The sequence below is a fragment of the Marinomonas phaeophyticola genome, assembly GCF_026966905.1.
GTDB lineage: Bacteria > Pseudomonadota > Gammaproteobacteria > Pseudomonadales > Marinomonadaceae > Marinomonas > Marinomonas phaeophyticola.
On sequence record NZ_JAPUBN010000018.1, the window covers coordinates 105,253 to 124,124 of the forward strand.

Consider the following 18,872-nt stretch of genomic DNA (forward strand, 5'->3'; position numbering starts at 1 on the left):
AAAACGTCGTCCTGTTAGTGATAGTGACTACTTGCGACGTCTCCCCATAATTTTTCTATCTGACTATCACGACCACAGCTAGAGCGATAGTACCGATAGCGAATAGGATTTTTTTGGTAATAATCTTGATGGTAGTCTTCAGCCAAATAGAAATCAGATGCTTTAATAAGAGGAGTGACAATCTCTTCGTCAAAAGGTTTAGTGTGTTCTACATCAGCTAGTGATGCTTCAAAAACAGCCTTTTGCACATCATCTTGATAAAACATCGCCGTATAGTACGGGCTGCCTTTGTCACAAAACTGACCTGTCGCATCCGTTGGATCAATGGTTTTCCAGAAATACGCTGACAACTCAGCCAAAGAGACCAACTCATCATCAAAAGTAATTTTAGCGGCTTCAAAATGACCCGTTGTTTTGGAGGATACTTGTCGATAGCTAGGATTCTTTGTATGTCCTCCTGTATAGCCTGATTCTACCTTAAGAACACCTTCAACCGCTTCAAAGTCTGACTCAACACACCAAAAGCAACCGCCAGCCACGATCATGGTCTGCGTTTCCGCATTCGCCACAGCAGAATGAGCAAGAAGAGCAGCACCTAAAATACCGCCGAGTACATTGTGTATTTTCATATCGTTTCACCTTATCTAAGCCGATTAAAAAACGCGACTGATTATTTAATCCGCATCCTTGAGACATAAAGAGGATGTCTAACCAACTCAATGACAACATCTGTTATAAAGACATCGTGGCTAACCAATAGTTCCAAGCTACCAATACTGTTTGAACAAACAATTAGGTTAAGGGTAGTATTTTCAGAAATACTCGCTAATATAAAATATCTATATTGAATGTTTGTTCATGATGTAAAACAGATCGATCTCCACAACAAACAGACAAATTTAACATTACCACGACATAATCAATATGCTCACGTTTAAGGAATACCCTATGACACCCAAGCAGCCTCTTACCGTTAGCATGAAACTCACCTTAGGGTTTGGCATTGCCCTCTTAATGATGCTCATTCTGACTGTAATCAGTGTACACAGGATGAATTTTATTAACGAGACGCTCACCGAGATAACAGACGTAAACTCCGTTAAACAACGTTATGCTATTGATTTTAGAGGCAGTGTCCATGACCGAGGAATCGCTATTCGAGACGTCGTACTTGCTCGTAGCTCTGATGAAGTAGATGAATTAGTTAATTTAATCAATAATTTAGATGCTTCTTATCAAAAATCCGCCAAACAGATGACACTGTCCCTATCCGACAATATGGAAATGTCTTCCACTGAGATCGCTATTTTTGATGCGATCAAGGAAGTGGAAGCCGCTTCTCTCCCTCTTATTACCCAAGTGATTCAATATAAAAAAAGTAATGACATTGAGAAAGCCACTGACATCTTGCTAAACGACGTAAGCCCTGCCATCGCTGAATGGCTAGAAGTCATTAATGAGTTTATTGACTATGAAGAAGCTGAGAATCAAATAGCAACGCCTAAGGCTCGTGCTGTCGCTAGCAGCTTCCAATTATGGATGATGTCTCTAACCGCCATTGCGGTCATCATTAGTACGGCCGTCGCTTATTTAATCAGCCACAACTTAAAGAAATCACTCGGTGGCGAACCTCAAGCCGCAAGTGATGTTGTCGCCCATATTGCAAGGGGTGATTTATCTGGAAGTATCGATAGTCATTATCAAGATAGCATGATGTCGTCCGTCGCACTTATGCAGGGAAAATTAAAACAAACCGTCACAGGGATTACCAATGCCTCCATGGAGCTGTCTGAAAAAGCCATGATGGTCTGCATGGGTTCACAAAAGGCTCTGTCGGCCTCTGAAAAACAAACTGAAATCACGATTAATGCCTCTCATAGTCTGACTCAAATGGACGAAAGTATTAATTCCATTGCAGAAATCGTGAAACAAACAGACGAAAACTCAACGCTCACCTTTAATTTATCAGAACAAGGTAGTGCCTCCGTTATTGAAGTAGCCAAAGAGATTGAAAAAATTTCCGAGACAGTAAAGGCATCCGCAGGGCAAGTCTCGATTCTTCAAGAACGAGTTTTAGCTATCGGCAACATAGTTAACGTTATTCGTGAAATAGCCGATCAAACCAACTTATTAGCACTAAACGCAGCGATTGAAGCCGCCCGTGCGGGTGAAACCGGTCGTGGTTTTGCCGTTGTTGCCGATGAAGTACGTCAACTTGCCCAAAGAACAGGCACGGCAACAGGGGAGATCGAAGACATGATTAATAAGGTGCAAGAGGATACTCAAGCCACCGTACTGGCCATGGAAACCACAGTACCCCAAGTTGAAACAGGTCTAACGCTCACAAAAGAGGCGAATGATCTATTGGATAATATCCAAGCGCAAGCAAAAGACTCTTTAACAAAAATTAGAGAAGTGGTGAATGCAACCAACATACAGGTAACTACTATTGCCGATATTAGCCATAGTATGGAAGAAATTGCCGACATGTCTAAACAAACCAATACCTCTTTACAAAATAATGCCACCGCTGCAACTTCGTTGGAAAACCTGTCTGCAGAGCTAAAAGCGCAAGTCAGCTATTTCAAATTATAAGGCGCTTAGCACGACATCCCACTACTCGCTAGCATTAGAGAACAGATACACATAACTAATGCTAGCTTTTACCGACTAAGCTACGCCTCCGCTTTTATGGATCTTATATTGACCTTAATCAACGAATATGGCTCTCTCAGTTACATAAGGTGGAAGCAACTCAAAGTGACGGTTTAGCGCAGATAAGAAAAGAGTAAAAGATAAACAAAATTATTAAAAAAGCGCCTATCTCCCAACATGTAAAAGCAGATCTGGGTATAATTATCACCATCATTACTACTAACAATCTCTTTGTAAGAAGATTAGTTCAAGGTTCATTTAGCTGCACACATGAACACAGCCATACTCATCTCTAGGAGCGATACTCAGATAACTCTGATTTAACTAATATGAATTATAATGCGCAATCTTTTGGGAAACCAATCAATATCATCACTCTTATACTTAGCTTGTTGGCTATTATAGGGTATGCCTTTAATATTGAATCCCTTTATCGCCCTATCACTGGAGGCCCAGCAACACACCCTTTAACCGCCACATTAATTATTTTACTCACCATTAGCAATTTACTAAGCTACTTATCTCACTCACGTAAATGGCCGCTGACTTTTGTACTCATTCCACTGGCTATTCTGATCAGTAAGTTAATCGATTTGTCCTCTGATACAAACCTATCGGTGCATATTACGCCTTTTCTCAGTGTTGTAGAGCAAGATACCCTAGATAATAAAAGCAATACGATGGGACTCAACACTACCCTTATGTTGTTATTAGTTACCCTATCTTATCTGTCTTTTTTTAGTCGCTACCTTATCTTTTCGCAACTGTGCGCATTCCTAGCGTTGTCTTTCCCTATGGTATCCATTACAGGGTATGCCTATGGACTTGAATCTTTTTATGGGGACATGTCGTTATTATCTACCACATTCGGGGTATTTATCTGCTTAACCGCCCTCTCCATTACCGCAAATATTGGTGGCATTAAGGCCATACTATCCCCTTATATTGGCGGTAGGATAGCCCGTGTACAAGTTGTACTAGGGTATACAGTCCCTCTAATTATTGGGTATATGGTTATTTTATCCGTTGTAAATTCTAATCAAATCGGCGCTTTCGGTATTTATGTTGTGGCCATCAGTTGGTTTATTATTCTCCTAGTTGTGGCCAGCGCGATATTTCAAGAACGCGTAGACTTCCAGCGACGGGCCGTTGAACATGCCTTGATAGCTGCGTCTTTTACCGATTACCTGACGACACTCCCAAATAGGCGCCGCTTTATGGAGCGCGCTGAACAATTGCTCCAACAATGTATTGAAGACGATTCAGATTTATGGGTATTAATGATCGATATAGATCACTTCAAGAAAGTAAACGACAGCGCAGGCCATGCGGTAGGTGATCAAGTGTTAATTCAAGTGGCTCAAACCCTAAGTCAGTCCATAGAAAAAGAGGATCTTGTCTGTCGATTAGGAGGAGAAGAATTTGCTGTTTTAGCCATCAGAAAACCACAGTCTAATATAACAGATTATGCCAACAAGTTAAGAGAATCGGTGGCAGCCACTGTGGTGGATGGCTATACGGAGTTATACGGCAAAGTGTCGATATCCCTAGGTTGCTCGCTCTTCAAAAATAGTATTGATAGTACATTACAATCGGCTGATGAAGCCCTGTATACCTCAAAAGAAAGTGGCCGTAATAGGGTCACGGTTTATAAACCAAGTGAGGTTCAGAACTCACCCTACAGTGCTGCATGCAAGATATAAGTAAGGTTTCAAACACTATCATAAACACCAATCAAACCGTTCTAGGTGGCCATAAACTGACTACCTAGAACGGTCTTGTATAGGGATTCCCATCTACGGCTTACGGTTTCTTTCGCCATCCTTAGCTACTAAACACAACCGTACGGCTACCGTTTAAAAACACGCGTTTCTCAATATGGTAACGAATCGCATTAAATAGCGTAATACGCTCCACATCTTGTCCTTTAGAGATTAGGTCCTCTGGATAAAAGGCATGATCAACCGTTTGAATTCCTTGAGTAATAATTGGCCCTTCATCTAGGTCATTATTAACGTAATGCGCTGTGGCTCCTACCATTTTCACGCCTTTTTCCCATGCTTGATGATAAGGTCGCGCGCCTTTAAATCCTGGAAGTAAAGAATGGTGAATATTAATGGCTTTACCGTTAAGCTGGTCACACATCCAAGGCGATAGCACCTGCATATAACGGGCTAATACCACTAATTCAGCATCGTATTGATCTAATAATTCTATAATTTGTTTTTCTTGCTGAGGCTTAGTCTCTGCCGTAATTGGCAAATGGTAATAAGGAATATCATGCCATTCAGCTAATGCTTTCAGATCTGGATGATTGGATATAATAACCGGCACTTCAATGTTCAATTGACCCGTACGGTGACGATAAAGTAAATCATTTAAACAATGGTCGTATTTAGACACGAGAATGGCAACACGTGGTTTGTGCTCGGGTTTTGTCAATTCCCATGTCATACCAAACTCAGTGGCCCGTGGCTCAAACTCCTCACCAAACTGCTTGGCACTAAATGCTTCGTTTTGTGGTTGAAATTCAATACGAATAAAAAAACGTTTGGAAACATGATCATCAAAAGAGTGAATTTCATCCACATAATTGCCCGCTTCAGCCATAAAACGAGTGACCACATCCACTGTCCCTAATTTACTTGGGCAGCTGGCGGTAAATATCCAAGGTTTCTTAATATGAACCATATATTACTCCTAAAAGTGAGCGAGACTCATTCATTTCAATCAGAGAATGACACGCTGAAAACGATATGCGGCTTGCTCTATATCAGAACAAACCGCATCAATAGACAGGGTTTAAGCGTCGATAACTAAACCAAATTCACGGCTGGTGTCTTGCAACCACAGCCAAATATAATCAGCAAAACTACGACGAATAATCAACTCAAAAGTGTGATCACCCTTACGACGAAGAATGGCCGTACTCTTCGCAAATGTCGTAGATACAACCTTCCCGATAGGAAAAACACTGGCATGCAAATCAACAGACACCGAGCGCTTCAATACATCAATAGCATTTTCGCCAGACAGCTCTAAAACCGTTGAACCGCCACTGCTATTAACCAAAGAATAGTGACCAGGCATTTCAGTTCTAAACTTGGTTTCGATATCAAATGCTTCTAACCCAGGAGCTAAAATAAGCCATTCGTCAGGCGACAACCAACGAATCGAATAGTCCCCTTTTTCTACCGATGTCAGAGGAGATAAAGGCAAAGCAAGACCCAGTACACGTTCAACCGCCGCTTTTTGCGCTTCGTCACCTTGATTACAACGCAAGGTTAAATGGCATAACAATTTATGCTCACGTAAATGAACGCCTCCTGTTTTAGGGCCTTGTTGCGCTAAAGAGTCTAAATCCGCATGGTGTAACGGTGACTGTCCTTGAATGGCAGCTGATGGCAATTGGTCCATTACAGCGGCTTTAATTGGTGTAACAGTCTCTTGAGCTGTTGTGTTATCAGACATTTTGACGCTCCCCTTTAGGATCTAAGAAGATAGGACTGCAAATTTCCGCTTCAATTACGGAACCATCAGCCAACGGGTAAAAAACACTTTCTCCCATTTTGCTAAGTCCGCCTTTAACAAATCCCATAGCAATACTGTGGCCTAAATTTTCACTCCAATAGCTTGATGTAACATGACCAACCATTGGCATTGGGATCTGCGCGGTACGATCAAATACACCTTGAGCACCTTCAGGAATGACTTGCTTAGGGTCTTTGGTTTTCAAGCCGACTAATTGCTTACGATCTTCACGCATACAATCTTGACGGGCCATACCGCGTTTACCAATAAAACTAAATGGCTTTTTAGCCGCAACACACCAACTCATGCCTAAATCATGTGGATGTACAGAGCCATCCGTATCCTGTCCGGCAATGATAAAGCCTTTCTCAGCACGTAATATGTGCATGGTTTCGGTACCATAAGGGGTTAAACTGTATTTTGCGCCAACCTCAAACAGTTTTTCCCAAACGTGCATGCCATAATTTGCTTGGACGTTAATTTCAAAAGACAACTCACCTGTAAAGGAAATACGGAAAACACGCGCGGGCACACCAGCCACGGTAATTTGTTTCCAATCCATGTAAGGGAAGTTTTCATTGGTAATATCATAATCCACTAATTCGGATAGCAGTTTGCGACTATTTGGGCCTGTCACGGTTAAGGTTGACCAATGGTCCGTTACCGTATTGAAATAAACTTCCAGCTCCGGCCATTCAGTCTGATGGTAGATTTCTAGCCATTCAAGCACTCGTGCCGCACCACCAGTTGTTGTGGTCATTAAGAAGTGTTGATCGCCCAGACAAGCGGTTACACCGTCATCAAAGACCATACCGTCTTCACCACACATCAAGCCATAACGGCACTTGCCAACAGCTAGCTTGGCCCAAGCATTGGTATACACTCGACCTAAAAATTCACGAGCATCTTTGCCTTGAATATCAATTTTACCCAAGGTAGACGCATCCAAAATACCAACGCTATTACGGACGGCAAGGCACTCTCTGTTCAAAGCGTCTTGCATAGATTCGGCACCTTGAGGGAAGTACCATGGACGTTTCCATTGACCCACATCCTCAAATTTTGCACCACGTTTAATATGCCACTGATGCATAGCAGAATAACGCTTAGGATCAAATAACTCACCACGATGACGGCCCGCAACCGCTCCAAAAGTAATCGGTGTATAGTTTGGACGGAAGATTGTCGTTCCGGTTTCAGGAATCGTTTTATTCAATATCTTCGCGGCAACAGCCATGCCATTGATATTACCTAGCTTACCTTGATCCGTACCAAATCCCATTGCGGTATAACGTTTCACGTGCTCAATGGATTCAAAACCTTCACGACACGCCAACTCAATGCCAGCCGCCGTCACGTCATTCTGATAATCAACAAATTGCTTTGGCGCTTGTGACGTTGGTTTAATATGAGGGATATGGAATAAAGACATAGGTGCATCTTGCACAGCAACCTTAGCTTTTGGTAAAACAAGTTCAACCGCTGGCAAACCTAATTCGCTCAATGCCTTTTGACCCGCCGCAAAGCCTTCGCTTAACGCGGCGGCTAGTTCATATTGACCGTTAATACCACCTGCGGTTAATTGCTTTTGTAGCGTTTTACCAGGTAAGAAACCAACAATTTCATCGTTCCAAATTGGACGGCTGCCAGTATGGCAAGATAAATGAATAACAGGGCTCCAACCTCCTGTTGATGCCACGGTATCAGCACTTAATGCTTTAATCGCACCAGTCACTTTATTACCATCTTGGCTGATAGGCGCTATCGATACACCTGTGACTCGTTTACCACCTTGTACTTCAATAACAGCAGAGCCAAGAATGATATTAATGCCTTTTGCACGCGCCGCTTGTGCACGACTACCATTCGCAGCAGTACGTGTATCCACAATAGCCGCTACGCGTCGACCAGCCTCATGCCAATCTAACGCCGCTTGATAGCCATAGTCATTGGTTGTCATAAGTACCAGTTCATTGCCTGGAACCACACCATAGCGATTGATGTAGGTTGAGACGGCACTCGCCACCATACAACCTGGAACATCATTGTTACCATACACTAGAGGACGATCATGGGCACCCGTAGCCAGTACGACCCATTTCGCACGTACCTTATGCATACGTTGACGAGCCTGAAGCGCTGGCGCTATATCCGCTAAATGATCCGTGCAACGCTCATGAATAGTGACAAAATTATGGTCGTGATATCCATTCACCGTTGAGCGAGGTAACAAGATCACATTTTCAAAAGCACTCAACTCTGCAACGACAGACGCAACCCACTCAGCCGCCGGTTTTCCATCAAGCGTTTCTTTGGTGCTAAGTAAACAACCACCGAATTCGTTTTGCTCGTCCGCTATCATCACGCGGGCACCACTTCTTGCTGCCGTTAATGCCGCCGCTAAACCAGCAGGGCCAGCCCCCACAATTAACACATCACAATGATGGTTAATGTGATCATAGCTATCTGGATCATTTTTCTTAGGCGAACGACCAAGACCAGCCGCTTTACGAATCATGGTTTCGTAGTTTTCCCATAGGGATTGGGGAAACATAAAGGTTTTATAATAAAACCCTGGTGGCATTAGATTCCCGCCAAGTTTACCAACCATCCCCATGATATCGGTTTCAACACTTGGCCAACCGTTTGTGGAAGCGGATACTAGACCATTAAACAATTCTTGTTGGGTTGCTCGCACATTAGGCACTTGGGTTGCTTCTGTTGCCCCCAACTGCAAAACCGCATTCGGTTCTTCAGCACCGGCGGCAACAATGCCTCGTGGTCGACTGTATTTAAAACTACGACCAACCAGATCAATACCGTTGGCTAACATGGCAGACGCTAATGTATCACCCTTAAAGCCTTGATATTCTTTACCGTTATAAGAAAAAGTAAGCGATTGAGAGCGGTCGATTCGGCCTCCATTTTGAAGGCGGTTTTTCTGTGTCATGGTTCCGCTCCTATGATTCAGCGACAATAGATGGCTTTTCGCCAATCTTATAAACTTCTTTTATTTCATACGTTTGGGTGTCACGTGTCATATTGAAAAATTTACGACACCCAGCCGCATGTACCCACAACTCATGATGAATACCACGTGGATTTTTACGGAAGAACAAATACGTTCCCCACTCTTCATCAGTACAGGAATCGGGATCAAGAGGACGAGGAAGATGCGCCTGTCCTGCTGCATGAAATTCTTCTTCTTCACGGTATTCCGCGCAATGCGGACAATAGATATGATACATATTTATCAGCTCCTATTAATGCGCTACGCCAGCGGCGCCATGTTCATCGATCAAGGCTCCGTTATGGAAACGGAACATAGAGAAAGGCTCAGCCATTGGGTGCATTTCACCTTTCGCTAATGAAGCGGCAAAGACGTTGCCAGAACCAGGCGTTGCTTTAAAGCCACCCGTTCCCCAACCGCAATTAAAGAATAAATTTTTAACCGGCGTCTTACTAATAATTGGACACGCATCTGGACACGTATCAACAATGCCGCCCCATTGACGGTTCATTCGTACTCGGCTGAAAATAGGGAATAGCTCAACAATCGCTTGTACCGTGTGTTCTATCGTTTGATAAGAGCCTCGTTGACCATATCCATTGTAGCCATCAATACCAGCACCGATAACTAGATCACCTTTATCGGATTGACTGACATAACCATGTACATGATTAGACATAACGACAGTATCCAAGATCGGCTTAATGGGTTCTGATACCAAAGCTTGTAACGGATGCGATTCTAACGGTAATTCAAAACCCGCCATTTTAGCGATAACACTTGAGTTACCCGCCACTACAGAGCCCACTCGATCCGCCATGATGTCACCATAACGATTGGTTTTTACGCCGGTAATCGTGCCATCTTCAATAATAAGGTCCGTTACTTCCGTTTGTTGAATAAGATCAACACCATAAGAGTCTGCACCCCGAGCAAATCCCCAAGCAACAGCATCATGACGAGCAACGCCCCCACGCGGCTGCCATGAAGCCCCCATAACCGGGTAACGTGTATTCTGCGAACAATCCATGTGCGGCACAATTTCTTTGATTTGCTGGGGGTCCAGAACTTCACCGTCAATGCCATTTAAGCGATTGGCATTTACTCGACGTTCGATATCACGCATGTCTTGCAAGGTGTGACCTAAGTTCAATACACCACGTTGCGAAAACATCACGTTATAATTTAAATCTTGAGACAAGCCTTCCCACAATTTCATTGCATGTTCATAGAGGTGAGCCGCTTCATCCCACAGATAGTTAGAACGCACAATTGTCGTATTACGAGCCGTATTACCGCCACCTAAATACCCTTTCTCGATCACGGCAACATTGGTAATACCATGCTCTTTCGCAAGATAATAAGCCGTCGCTAAACCATGACCACCGCCGCCAATAATAATCACATCGTATTTTTTCTTTGGCGTTGGATTACGCCATGTACGCTGCCAATTTTCATGGTGTGAAAAACTGTGTTTTAGTAACCCGAAACCTGAATAATGCTGCATATCGTCAGCTCCTATGCATTTCAGCCGCTTACTGCAAAAGTAAAGCGGCTAAGATTCTTTTATATAAATAAGTGTTGCTGTTTATCGATACACTGGGTAATCAGCACACAAGGCTTTTACACACTCTTTTACTTCAACTATTTTACTTTCAAGCGCGTCAGGTTGATCAAGTACATCCAGTAAATCAGCAATCCAACCTGATAACTGTCGACACTCCGCTTCTTTGAAGCCGCGGGTTGTTACCACAGGAGAGCCGATGCGCAGACCAGACGTCACAAACGGTGATTGAGGATCACCTGGAACCGCATTCTTGTTAACTGTGATATTGGCTTTACCTAGAGCGGCATCAGCTGCTTTACCAGTTAACCCCTGCTTAATCAAACTTAATAGAAATAGGTGATTGTCTGTACCACCAGAGACGATTTCAAAGCCACGCTCAATCAATACTTCTGCCATCGCCTTCGCATTTTTCACAACTTGCGTCTGATAGGCCGTAAACTCTGGATCTAATGCTTCCTTAAATGCAACCGCTTTAGCGGCAATAACATGCATTAACGGCCCACCTTGTCCTCCAGGAAAGACTGCTGAGTTCAATTTCTTTTCTAAAACGCTGTCACGAGACAAAATCAAGCCACCACGCGGTCCTCGTAAGGTTTTGTGGGTGGTGGTCGTTACAACATCAGCAAATGGCACTGGATTTGGGTATAAACCTGCCGCCACCAGACCGGCCACATGAGCCATATCCACAAATAAGAAAGCGCCTACCTTGTCTGCGATTTCGCGAAATTTAGCCCAATCAACAATACGTGAATACGCTGAGAAGCCAGCCACAATCATTTTAGGTTTATGTTCAACGGCTAAACGCTCTACTTCCGCATAATCAATTTCACCCGTTGCTTCATTCAAGCCATATTGAATCGCATTGTATATTTTCCCAGAGAAATTAACGTGTGAACCATGAGTCAAATGACCACCATGTGCCAAGCTCATCCCCAACACGGTATCTCCTGGTTCACACAGGGCCATATAAACAGCCGCATTAGCTTGTGAGCCAGAGTGAGGTTGTACGTTCGCGTATTCCGCACCGAATAATTCCTTCGCACGATCTAACGCTAACTGTTCAACCACGTCTACGTATTCACAACCGCCGTAATAGCGTTTTTCTGGATACCCTTCAGCGTATTTATTGGTCAGCACTGACCCTTGAGCTTGCATCACTCTTGGGCTAGTATAGTTTTCCGAGGCGATCAATTCGATATGCTCTTCCTGGCGAATCTCTTCTTTACCCATCGCATTCCATAGAACATCATCATATCCCTGAATTTGATCTTTTTTATTGAACATACTCACCTCTTATTCTCTATGTCAGGCCTCACTTAAGGGACAAGACCGTGATCGTGAAAGCTACGCTTATTTCAGTGATTTTTCATACTGAGGCAAAGCGGATACTGATAAAAATCTCTTAGTAGATTTCACCTAATATAGCGCTTACCTCTCACCTCCCTATGCTTGCATACGACTCCCTATTGCGCAGATACGACAAAAATGCGTGTTTTGAAAACGACAACAACTCTTTTATTCATAACCGAAGTCTCTTATTTTGACAGCTACCTTGCTTCCATGAAATCAGCGGCTATGGCCCATGACACAAGTAATAGCGCTTTTTGAACCGTAACAAAAAAATAAAACAAAAGGATCTATCATGAATTTGCAGAAAACGACATGGGGCGTAAATATTCTTAAACCTATTCGACACGACAAACTGGGTTCACTATGTCTCTAAAGTCCCTCGTCCAACCCAGGTTTTTTCTTCTTGGATTACAGCCAAAAACCATTTCTTAAATACCCCAAACACTTCATGCTCCTGCTTGCTTTCTGCATAAGTTAAGTAATGCAATTTTTCCTTATAAATGGCTTCTGAAGTACCCACTCTGACTAACCACCCTTGTTCAATCATAGGCATCACCAAATGATGCCAGCCTAAACTCACACCTTGATGATTTAAAACCATTTGGATCAACATATTGTAATCATTAGCATTAAAGGTATGACGGTCTCGATTAAAGCGGATTTCACCACCACCGGCTTGACGATCAAGCCACACCTCCCAATCAACATGCTCTGCAATTTGCGAGCGTCCGTATGGGCTCAAGTTCAGTAGTGTGGTGTTTTTAAGCCCTTCTAATGTGGTTATTTCTGGATGTTGCTTTAAATAAAGCGGGGAACAGACAGGATAAATGGAATCGAAAAAGAGAGGAATAGAATGATACCCCTCCCTCGGATCACTGACTTTATTAATAAAGATATCAGGATGAATACCAGGCTCCATTTGAAGAAAGTTACTGGTTGTTACGACAGTCACATCAATATCAGGGTTTTCAGCAAAAAACTGCGGCAAACGAGTCGATAACCAAAACGCGGAAAAAGCTGGGGAACAGCAAATCACTAACTCTTGCTTTCCCTGTTTATGATTTTGTATTCGCTGCGATACTTGAGCAATATTAACAAACGATAAATACGCCGCATCATAAAAAGTTACTCCAGCTTCCGTCAATTCAACCGCTCTCCCAGAACGCTTAAACAAAGCCACACCTAAAGACGCCTCCAGTTCTCTGATTTGCCGACTAATCGCCGCTTGCGTAACGCAAAGAGCCTCCGCTGCTCGAGTGAAGTTTTGGTATTTAGCCGCCGCGACGAAAGACCTAACGGCTCGAAGAGAAGGCATTTTTACCAGAATCTGATCCGGTTCTACGTGTTTGACCATGATAACGCGCCTCTCCTATGAATAAGCCTGTATTAAGGTTTTATGATGTCATTCCATCACGGCTAGGACTCGATAACTAAGTCACTTTGAATACTACTGCAACAGGTCAAGATATAACCTTCTGCGATTTCTTCATCACTAATACCACCACCTTGAAGCATCTCGAACTCACCAGAAATGACTTTCACTCGACAGGCACCACAAATTCCAATACCGCAGGCTTTAGAAATATTAACACCAGCCTCGGCAGCCGCTTCATTAATGTTTGAACCACGGTCCACTTCAATCACTTGATCAGAGTCGGCAAAACGTAGAGAGACTAAGTCTTTCGGCTGCTGATCTTGAATTTCCGCCATTTCAGCGTGCTTTTCTGCTTGCGCAACATCCGCCACCGGCGTCGCCCCAAAAGACTCTTCATGGTAATGACTCATGTCAAAACCATTCGATTCCAACATGGATTTTACAGCCGACATATAAGGTGTAGGACCGCAACAAAAGACTTCTCTTTCACGGAAATCAGGGGCAATTAAATTCAACATGTGAATATTTAAGTATCCGCGATAACCATCCCATGCCTGTCCTATCTCAGTTTTTTCACAAATTAAATGCGATTTGAAATTATCAATACGCGAAGACATATACGATAATTCATGACGATAAATAATGTCTTTTGGTGTGCGAGCACTGTGGGCAAACACATAATCAACTTCAGAATCGGTATCGAACCACCAGCGAGCCATAGACATAACAGGCGTAATGCCAACACCACCGGACAAGAGCAGCACTTTTTCTGCAGGAAAATCCATACAGTTAAACTGACCGACAGGACCATGAATCGCTAATTGATCACCGGATTTCAAATTGTCGTGCAGCCAGTTTGACACTAAGCCACCGGGAACACGTTTAACGGTAATAGAGAAACTGTAAGGGATAGAGGGTGAACTGGATATCGTGTAAGAACGCATCACTCTTTCACCATTAATTTCAAGCTCTAATGTGACGAACTGACCTGGCTTAAATAAGAATAAGACGGGGTGATTCATATTAAAGGTAAAGGTAGTAACATCATGAGTTTCTGCAATCACCTTTGCACACCGCACCATGTGACGGCCATTAGTCCAAGTTTGGGAAACCATGGGATTCAAAAAATCAGAAGTATTAAATTCACTCATTGTCTTTTCCTATAAAAAAACCGTCTTTCGGTGCTGTTAAGATCAAAGTTTATGCCTAATAGGGTTTACAGCTCAATGCCAGCTTGCCACTCTTTCCAGCGCATGGTTACATTGGCGCCAATGGATAAAAATGGTTCAGGAGGAAGTACTCTCGGCGCATTATGGTTTAAAAACGTCTCTAGTAATGCGGATGAGCCTAACACCGCCTGTTCTGCAGCCATCATGCCAGATAATGTTCCTTTCACTGTACCTAAGCCATTCTGACAACAGGCCGACCAAACTCGCTTATCAAGCTCTCCAAATGCGGGCATTGAATTCCAAGAAAGACATAATCTCCCCCCCAACGATGTTCCATAGCAACCTCGTTAAGCATAGGAAATCTAGCGGCAAATGACCTATCCTGCAGCGCCGCCGCCTTTTTCATATTGTTTTCACTCGCTTCCATAGACTGATTCAACGTCGCATGGTTACGAATCACAATTCGATCACCACTGCCATTAAAGCTAGAGCAACGTCGGACCGTTGTCCCCATAGGATCAGCGGGTAATATTCCCCAATCTGACGCACCACCCAATTGCTTAATTTCACGCTCATTTAAGGCACGAGTCATGGAGGCATAAGTAAATACATGCAATAACTGGCGGGGAAAGAAACCAAAAGACTGAATATGACCATTAACGGCCATGATAATATTCTTCGCTGTAATCTTGGCTTTTGGTGTTTTTAATGTATGCGTTTCACCCACTTCCAGCTGAACAACCGGACTATTTTCATAGAATGAGACTCGATTACTCAACCCTTGAGCAGCATAGCGAATAAATGCGGCTGGTTGAATCATGACGGTTCCAGGAGTAAATAATCCTGCTTGATAAAACTCACTACCAGTCCAATCTTTCATGTCGGCGGTATTTTTAAAGTCATACTTCTCGCCCAATACATCCAAATGGTTTTGGTAACTCTGTATATGAGCCATACCTTTCTCTGATGCCGCCGCCGTCACCTTACCACATGGATCAAAGACATGTTTATCCATGCCGTATTCCGTCGCCATCTCACCCGCAAACTTAATAGCCGCACGGTTTAACCGAATTTGTTGAAGATCCGCAGAGTGTGTTCCAGCATACGTTTCTGAATTGAGATCATGGGGTAGATCAATCATAAAACCGCTGTTTCTACCAGCGGGTCCAGAAGCTAAACGACGCGCTTCCAGAACCACGATAGTTTCGTCCTCTCCAACTAATTGACTGAGTCTGCGTGCAGCCGCTAAACCAGCAAACCCCCCGCCAACAATCACCCAATCCGCTTGAATATTTTCATTTAATTCTGGATAGCCTGATACGGGTTCTAAGATTTCGTTCCACGCAGCAGGACCGGGATCTTTCGGTAATTTCTTTGCCTTTATTATTTTTGTCATTGTGTTTCTCAGCTAGATCCGATGGTCACTGGGAAGCAGTACCGCTAATTAAAAACACTCTAAATAACGGTACTGTCTTGATAAAAAAGGGAAATTATTCTATACAGCCATCAACGGCGTCATCACTAAGATCGACCCAAATGGTTTTTAGCTCAGTGTACTGGTCATGAGCATGAATAGAGTTATCACGACCACCAAAACCAGACTGTTTATAACCACCAAATGGCGTCGAAATATCGCCTTCACCAAAGCAGTTAACGGTCACCGTGCCAGCGCGGATAGCTTGGGCAGCACGCAGAGCCTTCTTACCATTGGCCGTAAACACAGAGGCGGCTAAACCATAGTCAGTATCATTCGCTACCTGAATGGCTTCGTCATAGCTCTTCACGGTAATCACAGATAAGATTGGACCAAAAATTTCTTCCTGCGCCATTTTATCGCTATTCAAAATACCATCAAAAACCGTTGGCTGAATAAAGACACCGTCCTGGGTTTCACCACCCACAACCAGACCATGACCTGATTTTTTACCATGATCTAAATAACCTGCCACTTTGGCGAAATGCCCACCATCGATCATGGCGCCGAGTTGATTTGTCGGATCAAGAGGATCCCCCATTTTCCAGTTTCTTGCATGGGCTTTAATACGCTCTAATAGTTCGTCTTTTATTCCACTTTGCACAATTAGACGAGAACCCGCTGAACAGTTTTCGCCCATATTCCAGAACGCGGCAGCACAGACTTGTTCCGCCACTTGGTCCAAATTTTCTGCATCATCCAGTACAATACATGGGTTTTTTCCGCCCAACTCCAAGACCACTTTTTTCAAATTAGAATCCGCTGAGTAACGTAAGAAACGGCGTCCGGTGACAGTGGAACCCGTGAAGGTCACCATATCAACATCCATATGTTTACCTAAAGGCTCACCAACTTCCGCTCCAGAGCCAGTAACAATATTTAGCACTCCACGTGGCAACCCAGCTTCGGCGGCTAATTCAGCAATACGCAGAGCCGTTAACGAAGTTTGCTCGGCCGGCTTTACTACCATGGTGCAACCGGCTGATAAGGCGGGCGCTATTTTCCACGCCAACATTAATAACGGGAAGTTCCAAGGCAATACAGCACCGACCACACCGATTGGCTCGCGCACCACCATAGCAATCGCTTCAGAACCAACAGGAGCCGTTTGATCATAAATTTTATCGGCAAACTCGGCATGCCAAGTTAATGTATGGATAAACTCAGGAATATCGATCGATTCACAATCGGCTATCGGTTTACCAGAGTCCAAACTTTCCAGAACAGCCAGTTCGCGGCTATTTAAAGCAACCAGTTTACATAGTCGACGTAGCACTTCTTTACGCTCGCTTGGATGTAACTTACTCCAGCGACCGTCTTCAAAAGCGGTACGAGCACAACTAACAGCAAAGTTCACATCTTCTTCATTACAGGCAGCAACAGCCGCCAGCACTTCCCCTGTGGCAGGGTTAGTTGTATCAAAAGTGTTGCCGCTAACAGAAGGACGAAAAGCACCATCAATAAAACTCATCGCAGGTGGATTCATTTCTGCCGCAATCGCTTGATACTCTTCAAGTGTTAATAAATCTGACATAATTTATTCTCCTGCCTTAGTCTGTAAGTTATTGATGCTTTCCTTCAGCGTACCAACCAGTTGCTTAGGGGCTTCTGACTCAATACTGGCGATCGCTGTTTTTAATGTTTTCACCACCTGAGACATGGCACATTTCTCTTCTTTGTTTAAACCTCTTAATGGTTTACGCATTTCTCCAGAGAAACGGCCGTCTAAAGTCACTCCATATTTAACACTTTGAATAAATTTACCGCCTTGCTCTAACACACGCATTAGCGGCATCATCGCAGACATAATACGGCGCCCCTTTTGGAAGTCATTTTCTAAGACGGTCGCTTTATACAAAGCAATGTGTTCTTTCGGTAAGAAGTTAGAACCCGCACATACCCAACTACGAGCACCCCAGGCAAAAAATTCGAGCGCTTGATCATCCATGCCGCAGGCGACTTGAATATGAGGGTAATCACGAGCCAATAAATGCAAGCGATTGATGTCTCCAGAGCTTTCTTTAATGCCGCAAAAATTCGCAGAACGGCCAACACGATCAAGAAACTCTGCTTCCATGTTTACGCCCATACGGTCTGGGTAGTTGTATAGCATGATAGGTAAGTTCGCCGCTCTATCAACGGTCAATGCATGCAAGGCTAACTCTCTCTGAGTCGGTAGAGAATAAGGAGGCGTTGCCACCAAAATCACATCCGCTTCATATTTAGCCGCGTCTTCCGCCAACTTAATAGAGGCATCAGGATTAATGGAACCGGTTCCAAAAATGATCTGTATTTTATCTTGGCAAATCTGGCGAGCAATTTTTAATAATTCGACTCGCTCCTCATGGCTTTCAACATAATACTCACCTGTTGTACCACCAATCATTAAGCCGTTTACACCTGAATCCAGTAAATATTTCACATGAATTGCATATGCATCGTAATCAATAGTGTAGTCACTCTTGAATGGAGTAATTACCGGTGTATAGATACCTTCGAAGTTCATTGAACTTACCCTCGCCATCATTGTTATTTTGACCGGAAACAACCATTAATGTTCTATCCGAATTTTATAAAATAGTAACGATGGTGAAGAGTCTTCCACAATCAACTTTTTCAGATATCAAAACATAACCTCAGGTTATCAATGCTTTTCTTTCTTAATGAAAAAAAATAAATACCAAAATAAAAAAACAAAAATAAAATAAGTTATTAAAAAAATAAATTATATATAAATCAAT

Annotated in this window: 15 protein-coding genes; 2 read left to right on the forward strand and 13 right to left on the reverse strand. The window is 43.3% G+C overall.

Features of this window, described 5'->3' with window-relative positions; translation table 11 throughout:
• Positions 1 to 14: 14 nt before the first annotated feature.
• A complete protein-coding gene (msrA, locus tag O1D97_RS13375; protein ID WP_269126289.1) occupies positions 15 to 629 on the reverse strand; it encodes a peptide-methionine (S)-S-oxide reductase MsrA in 615 nt (204 codons plus the stop codon).
• A 319-nt stretch (positions 630 to 948) separates the two neighbouring features.
• On the opposite strand from msrA, the gene O1D97_RS13380 reads away from it, so the two are divergent.
• Positions 949 to 2,595: a methyl-accepting chemotaxis protein gene (locus tag O1D97_RS13380; RefSeq protein ID WP_269126291.1), complete on the forward strand. Its 1,647-nt coding sequence runs from the start codon at positions 949 to 951 to the stop codon at positions 2,593 to 2,595.
• 389 nt (positions 2,596 to 2,984) lie between these two features.
• The gene (locus O1D97_RS13385) at positions 2,985 to 4,358 is read left to right on the forward strand and encodes a GGDEF domain-containing protein (protein WP_269126293.1); all 1,374 of its coding nucleotides are present in this window, start codon (positions 2,985 to 2,987) and stop codon (positions 4,356 to 4,358) included.
• A gap of 121 nt (positions 4,359 to 4,479) precedes the next feature.
• Here O1D97_RS13385 and purU read toward each other — a convergent pair whose 3' ends face one another.
• From purU to O1D97_RS13445, 12 genes are all read right to left on the reverse strand, one after another.
• Positions 4,480 to 5,346, reverse strand: coding sequence for a formyltetrahydrofolate deformylase (gene purU, locus O1D97_RS13390; protein WP_269126295.1), 867 nt, complete (start codon positions 5,344 to 5,346; stop codon positions 4,480 to 4,482).
• 111 nt (positions 5,347 to 5,457) lie between these two features.
• Positions 5,458 to 6,126 carry a sarcosine oxidase subunit gamma gene (locus O1D97_RS13395; protein ID WP_269126297.1) on the reverse strand — a complete coding sequence of 223 codons (669 nt, stop codon included), beginning with the start codon at positions 6,124 to 6,126 and terminating at the stop codon, positions 5,458 to 5,460.
• On the reverse strand, positions 6,119 to 9,136 hold the full coding sequence (locus O1D97_RS13400; RefSeq protein WP_269126299.1) for a sarcosine oxidase subunit alpha: 3,018 nt from the start codon (positions 9,134 to 9,136) through the stop codon (positions 6,119 to 6,121). The genes O1D97_RS13395 and O1D97_RS13400 overlap by 8 nt, the downstream gene beginning before the upstream one ends.
• 10 nt (positions 9,137 to 9,146) lie before the next feature.
• The gene (locus tag O1D97_RS13405; RefSeq protein ID WP_269126301.1) at positions 9,147 to 9,434 is read right to left on the reverse strand and encodes a sarcosine oxidase subunit delta; all 288 of its coding nucleotides are present in this window, start codon (positions 9,432 to 9,434) and stop codon (positions 9,147 to 9,149) included.
• Positions 9,435 to 9,449: 15 nt separating this feature from the next.
• Complete coding sequence (locus O1D97_RS13410) at positions 9,450 to 10,703, reverse strand: sarcosine oxidase subunit beta family protein (RefSeq protein ID WP_269126303.1); 1,254 nt, start codon at positions 10,701 to 10,703, stop codon at positions 9,450 to 9,452.
• An 81-nt stretch (positions 10,704 to 10,784) separates the two neighbouring features.
• Positions 10,785 to 12,047, reverse strand: a complete 1,263-nt coding sequence (gene glyA, locus O1D97_RS13415) for a serine hydroxymethyltransferase (protein ID WP_269126305.1) — start codon at positions 12,045 to 12,047, stop codon at positions 10,785 to 10,787.
• Between the two features lie 427 nt (positions 12,048 to 12,474).
• Positions 12,475 to 13,467 carry a LysR family transcriptional regulator gene (locus tag O1D97_RS13420; RefSeq protein WP_269126308.1) on the reverse strand — a complete coding sequence of 331 codons (993 nt, stop codon included), beginning with the start codon at positions 13,465 to 13,467 and terminating at the stop codon, positions 12,475 to 12,477.
• A gap of 62 nt (positions 13,468 to 13,529) precedes the next feature.
• Positions 13,530 to 14,639 carry an FAD-binding oxidoreductase gene (locus tag O1D97_RS13425; protein ID WP_269126310.1) on the reverse strand — a complete coding sequence of 370 codons (1,110 nt, stop codon included), beginning with the start codon at positions 14,637 to 14,639 and terminating at the stop codon, positions 13,530 to 13,532.
• Positions 14,640 to 14,704: 65 nt separating this feature from the next.
• Positions 14,705 to 14,950, reverse strand: coding sequence for a hypothetical protein (locus O1D97_RS13430; protein ID WP_269126560.1), 246 nt, complete (start codon positions 14,948 to 14,950; stop codon positions 14,705 to 14,707).
• Positions 14,890 to 16,053: an NAD(P)/FAD-dependent oxidoreductase gene (locus O1D97_RS13435; protein WP_269126311.1), complete on the reverse strand. Its 1,164-nt coding sequence runs from the start codon at positions 16,051 to 16,053 to the stop codon at positions 14,890 to 14,892. The genes O1D97_RS13430 and O1D97_RS13435 overlap by 61 nt, the downstream gene beginning before the upstream one ends.
• 94 nt (positions 16,054 to 16,147) lie before the next feature.
• Entirely contained in the window at positions 16,148 to 17,665 is a 1,518-nt protein-coding gene (locus tag O1D97_RS13440; protein WP_269126313.1) for an aldehyde dehydrogenase, read from the reverse strand.
• 3 nt (positions 17,666 to 17,668) lie between these two features.
• Positions 17,669 to 18,637, reverse strand: coding sequence for a dihydrodipicolinate synthase family protein (locus tag O1D97_RS13445; RefSeq protein WP_269126315.1), 969 nt, complete (start codon positions 18,635 to 18,637; stop codon positions 17,669 to 17,671).
• Positions 18,638 to 18,872 lie beyond the last annotated feature (235 nt).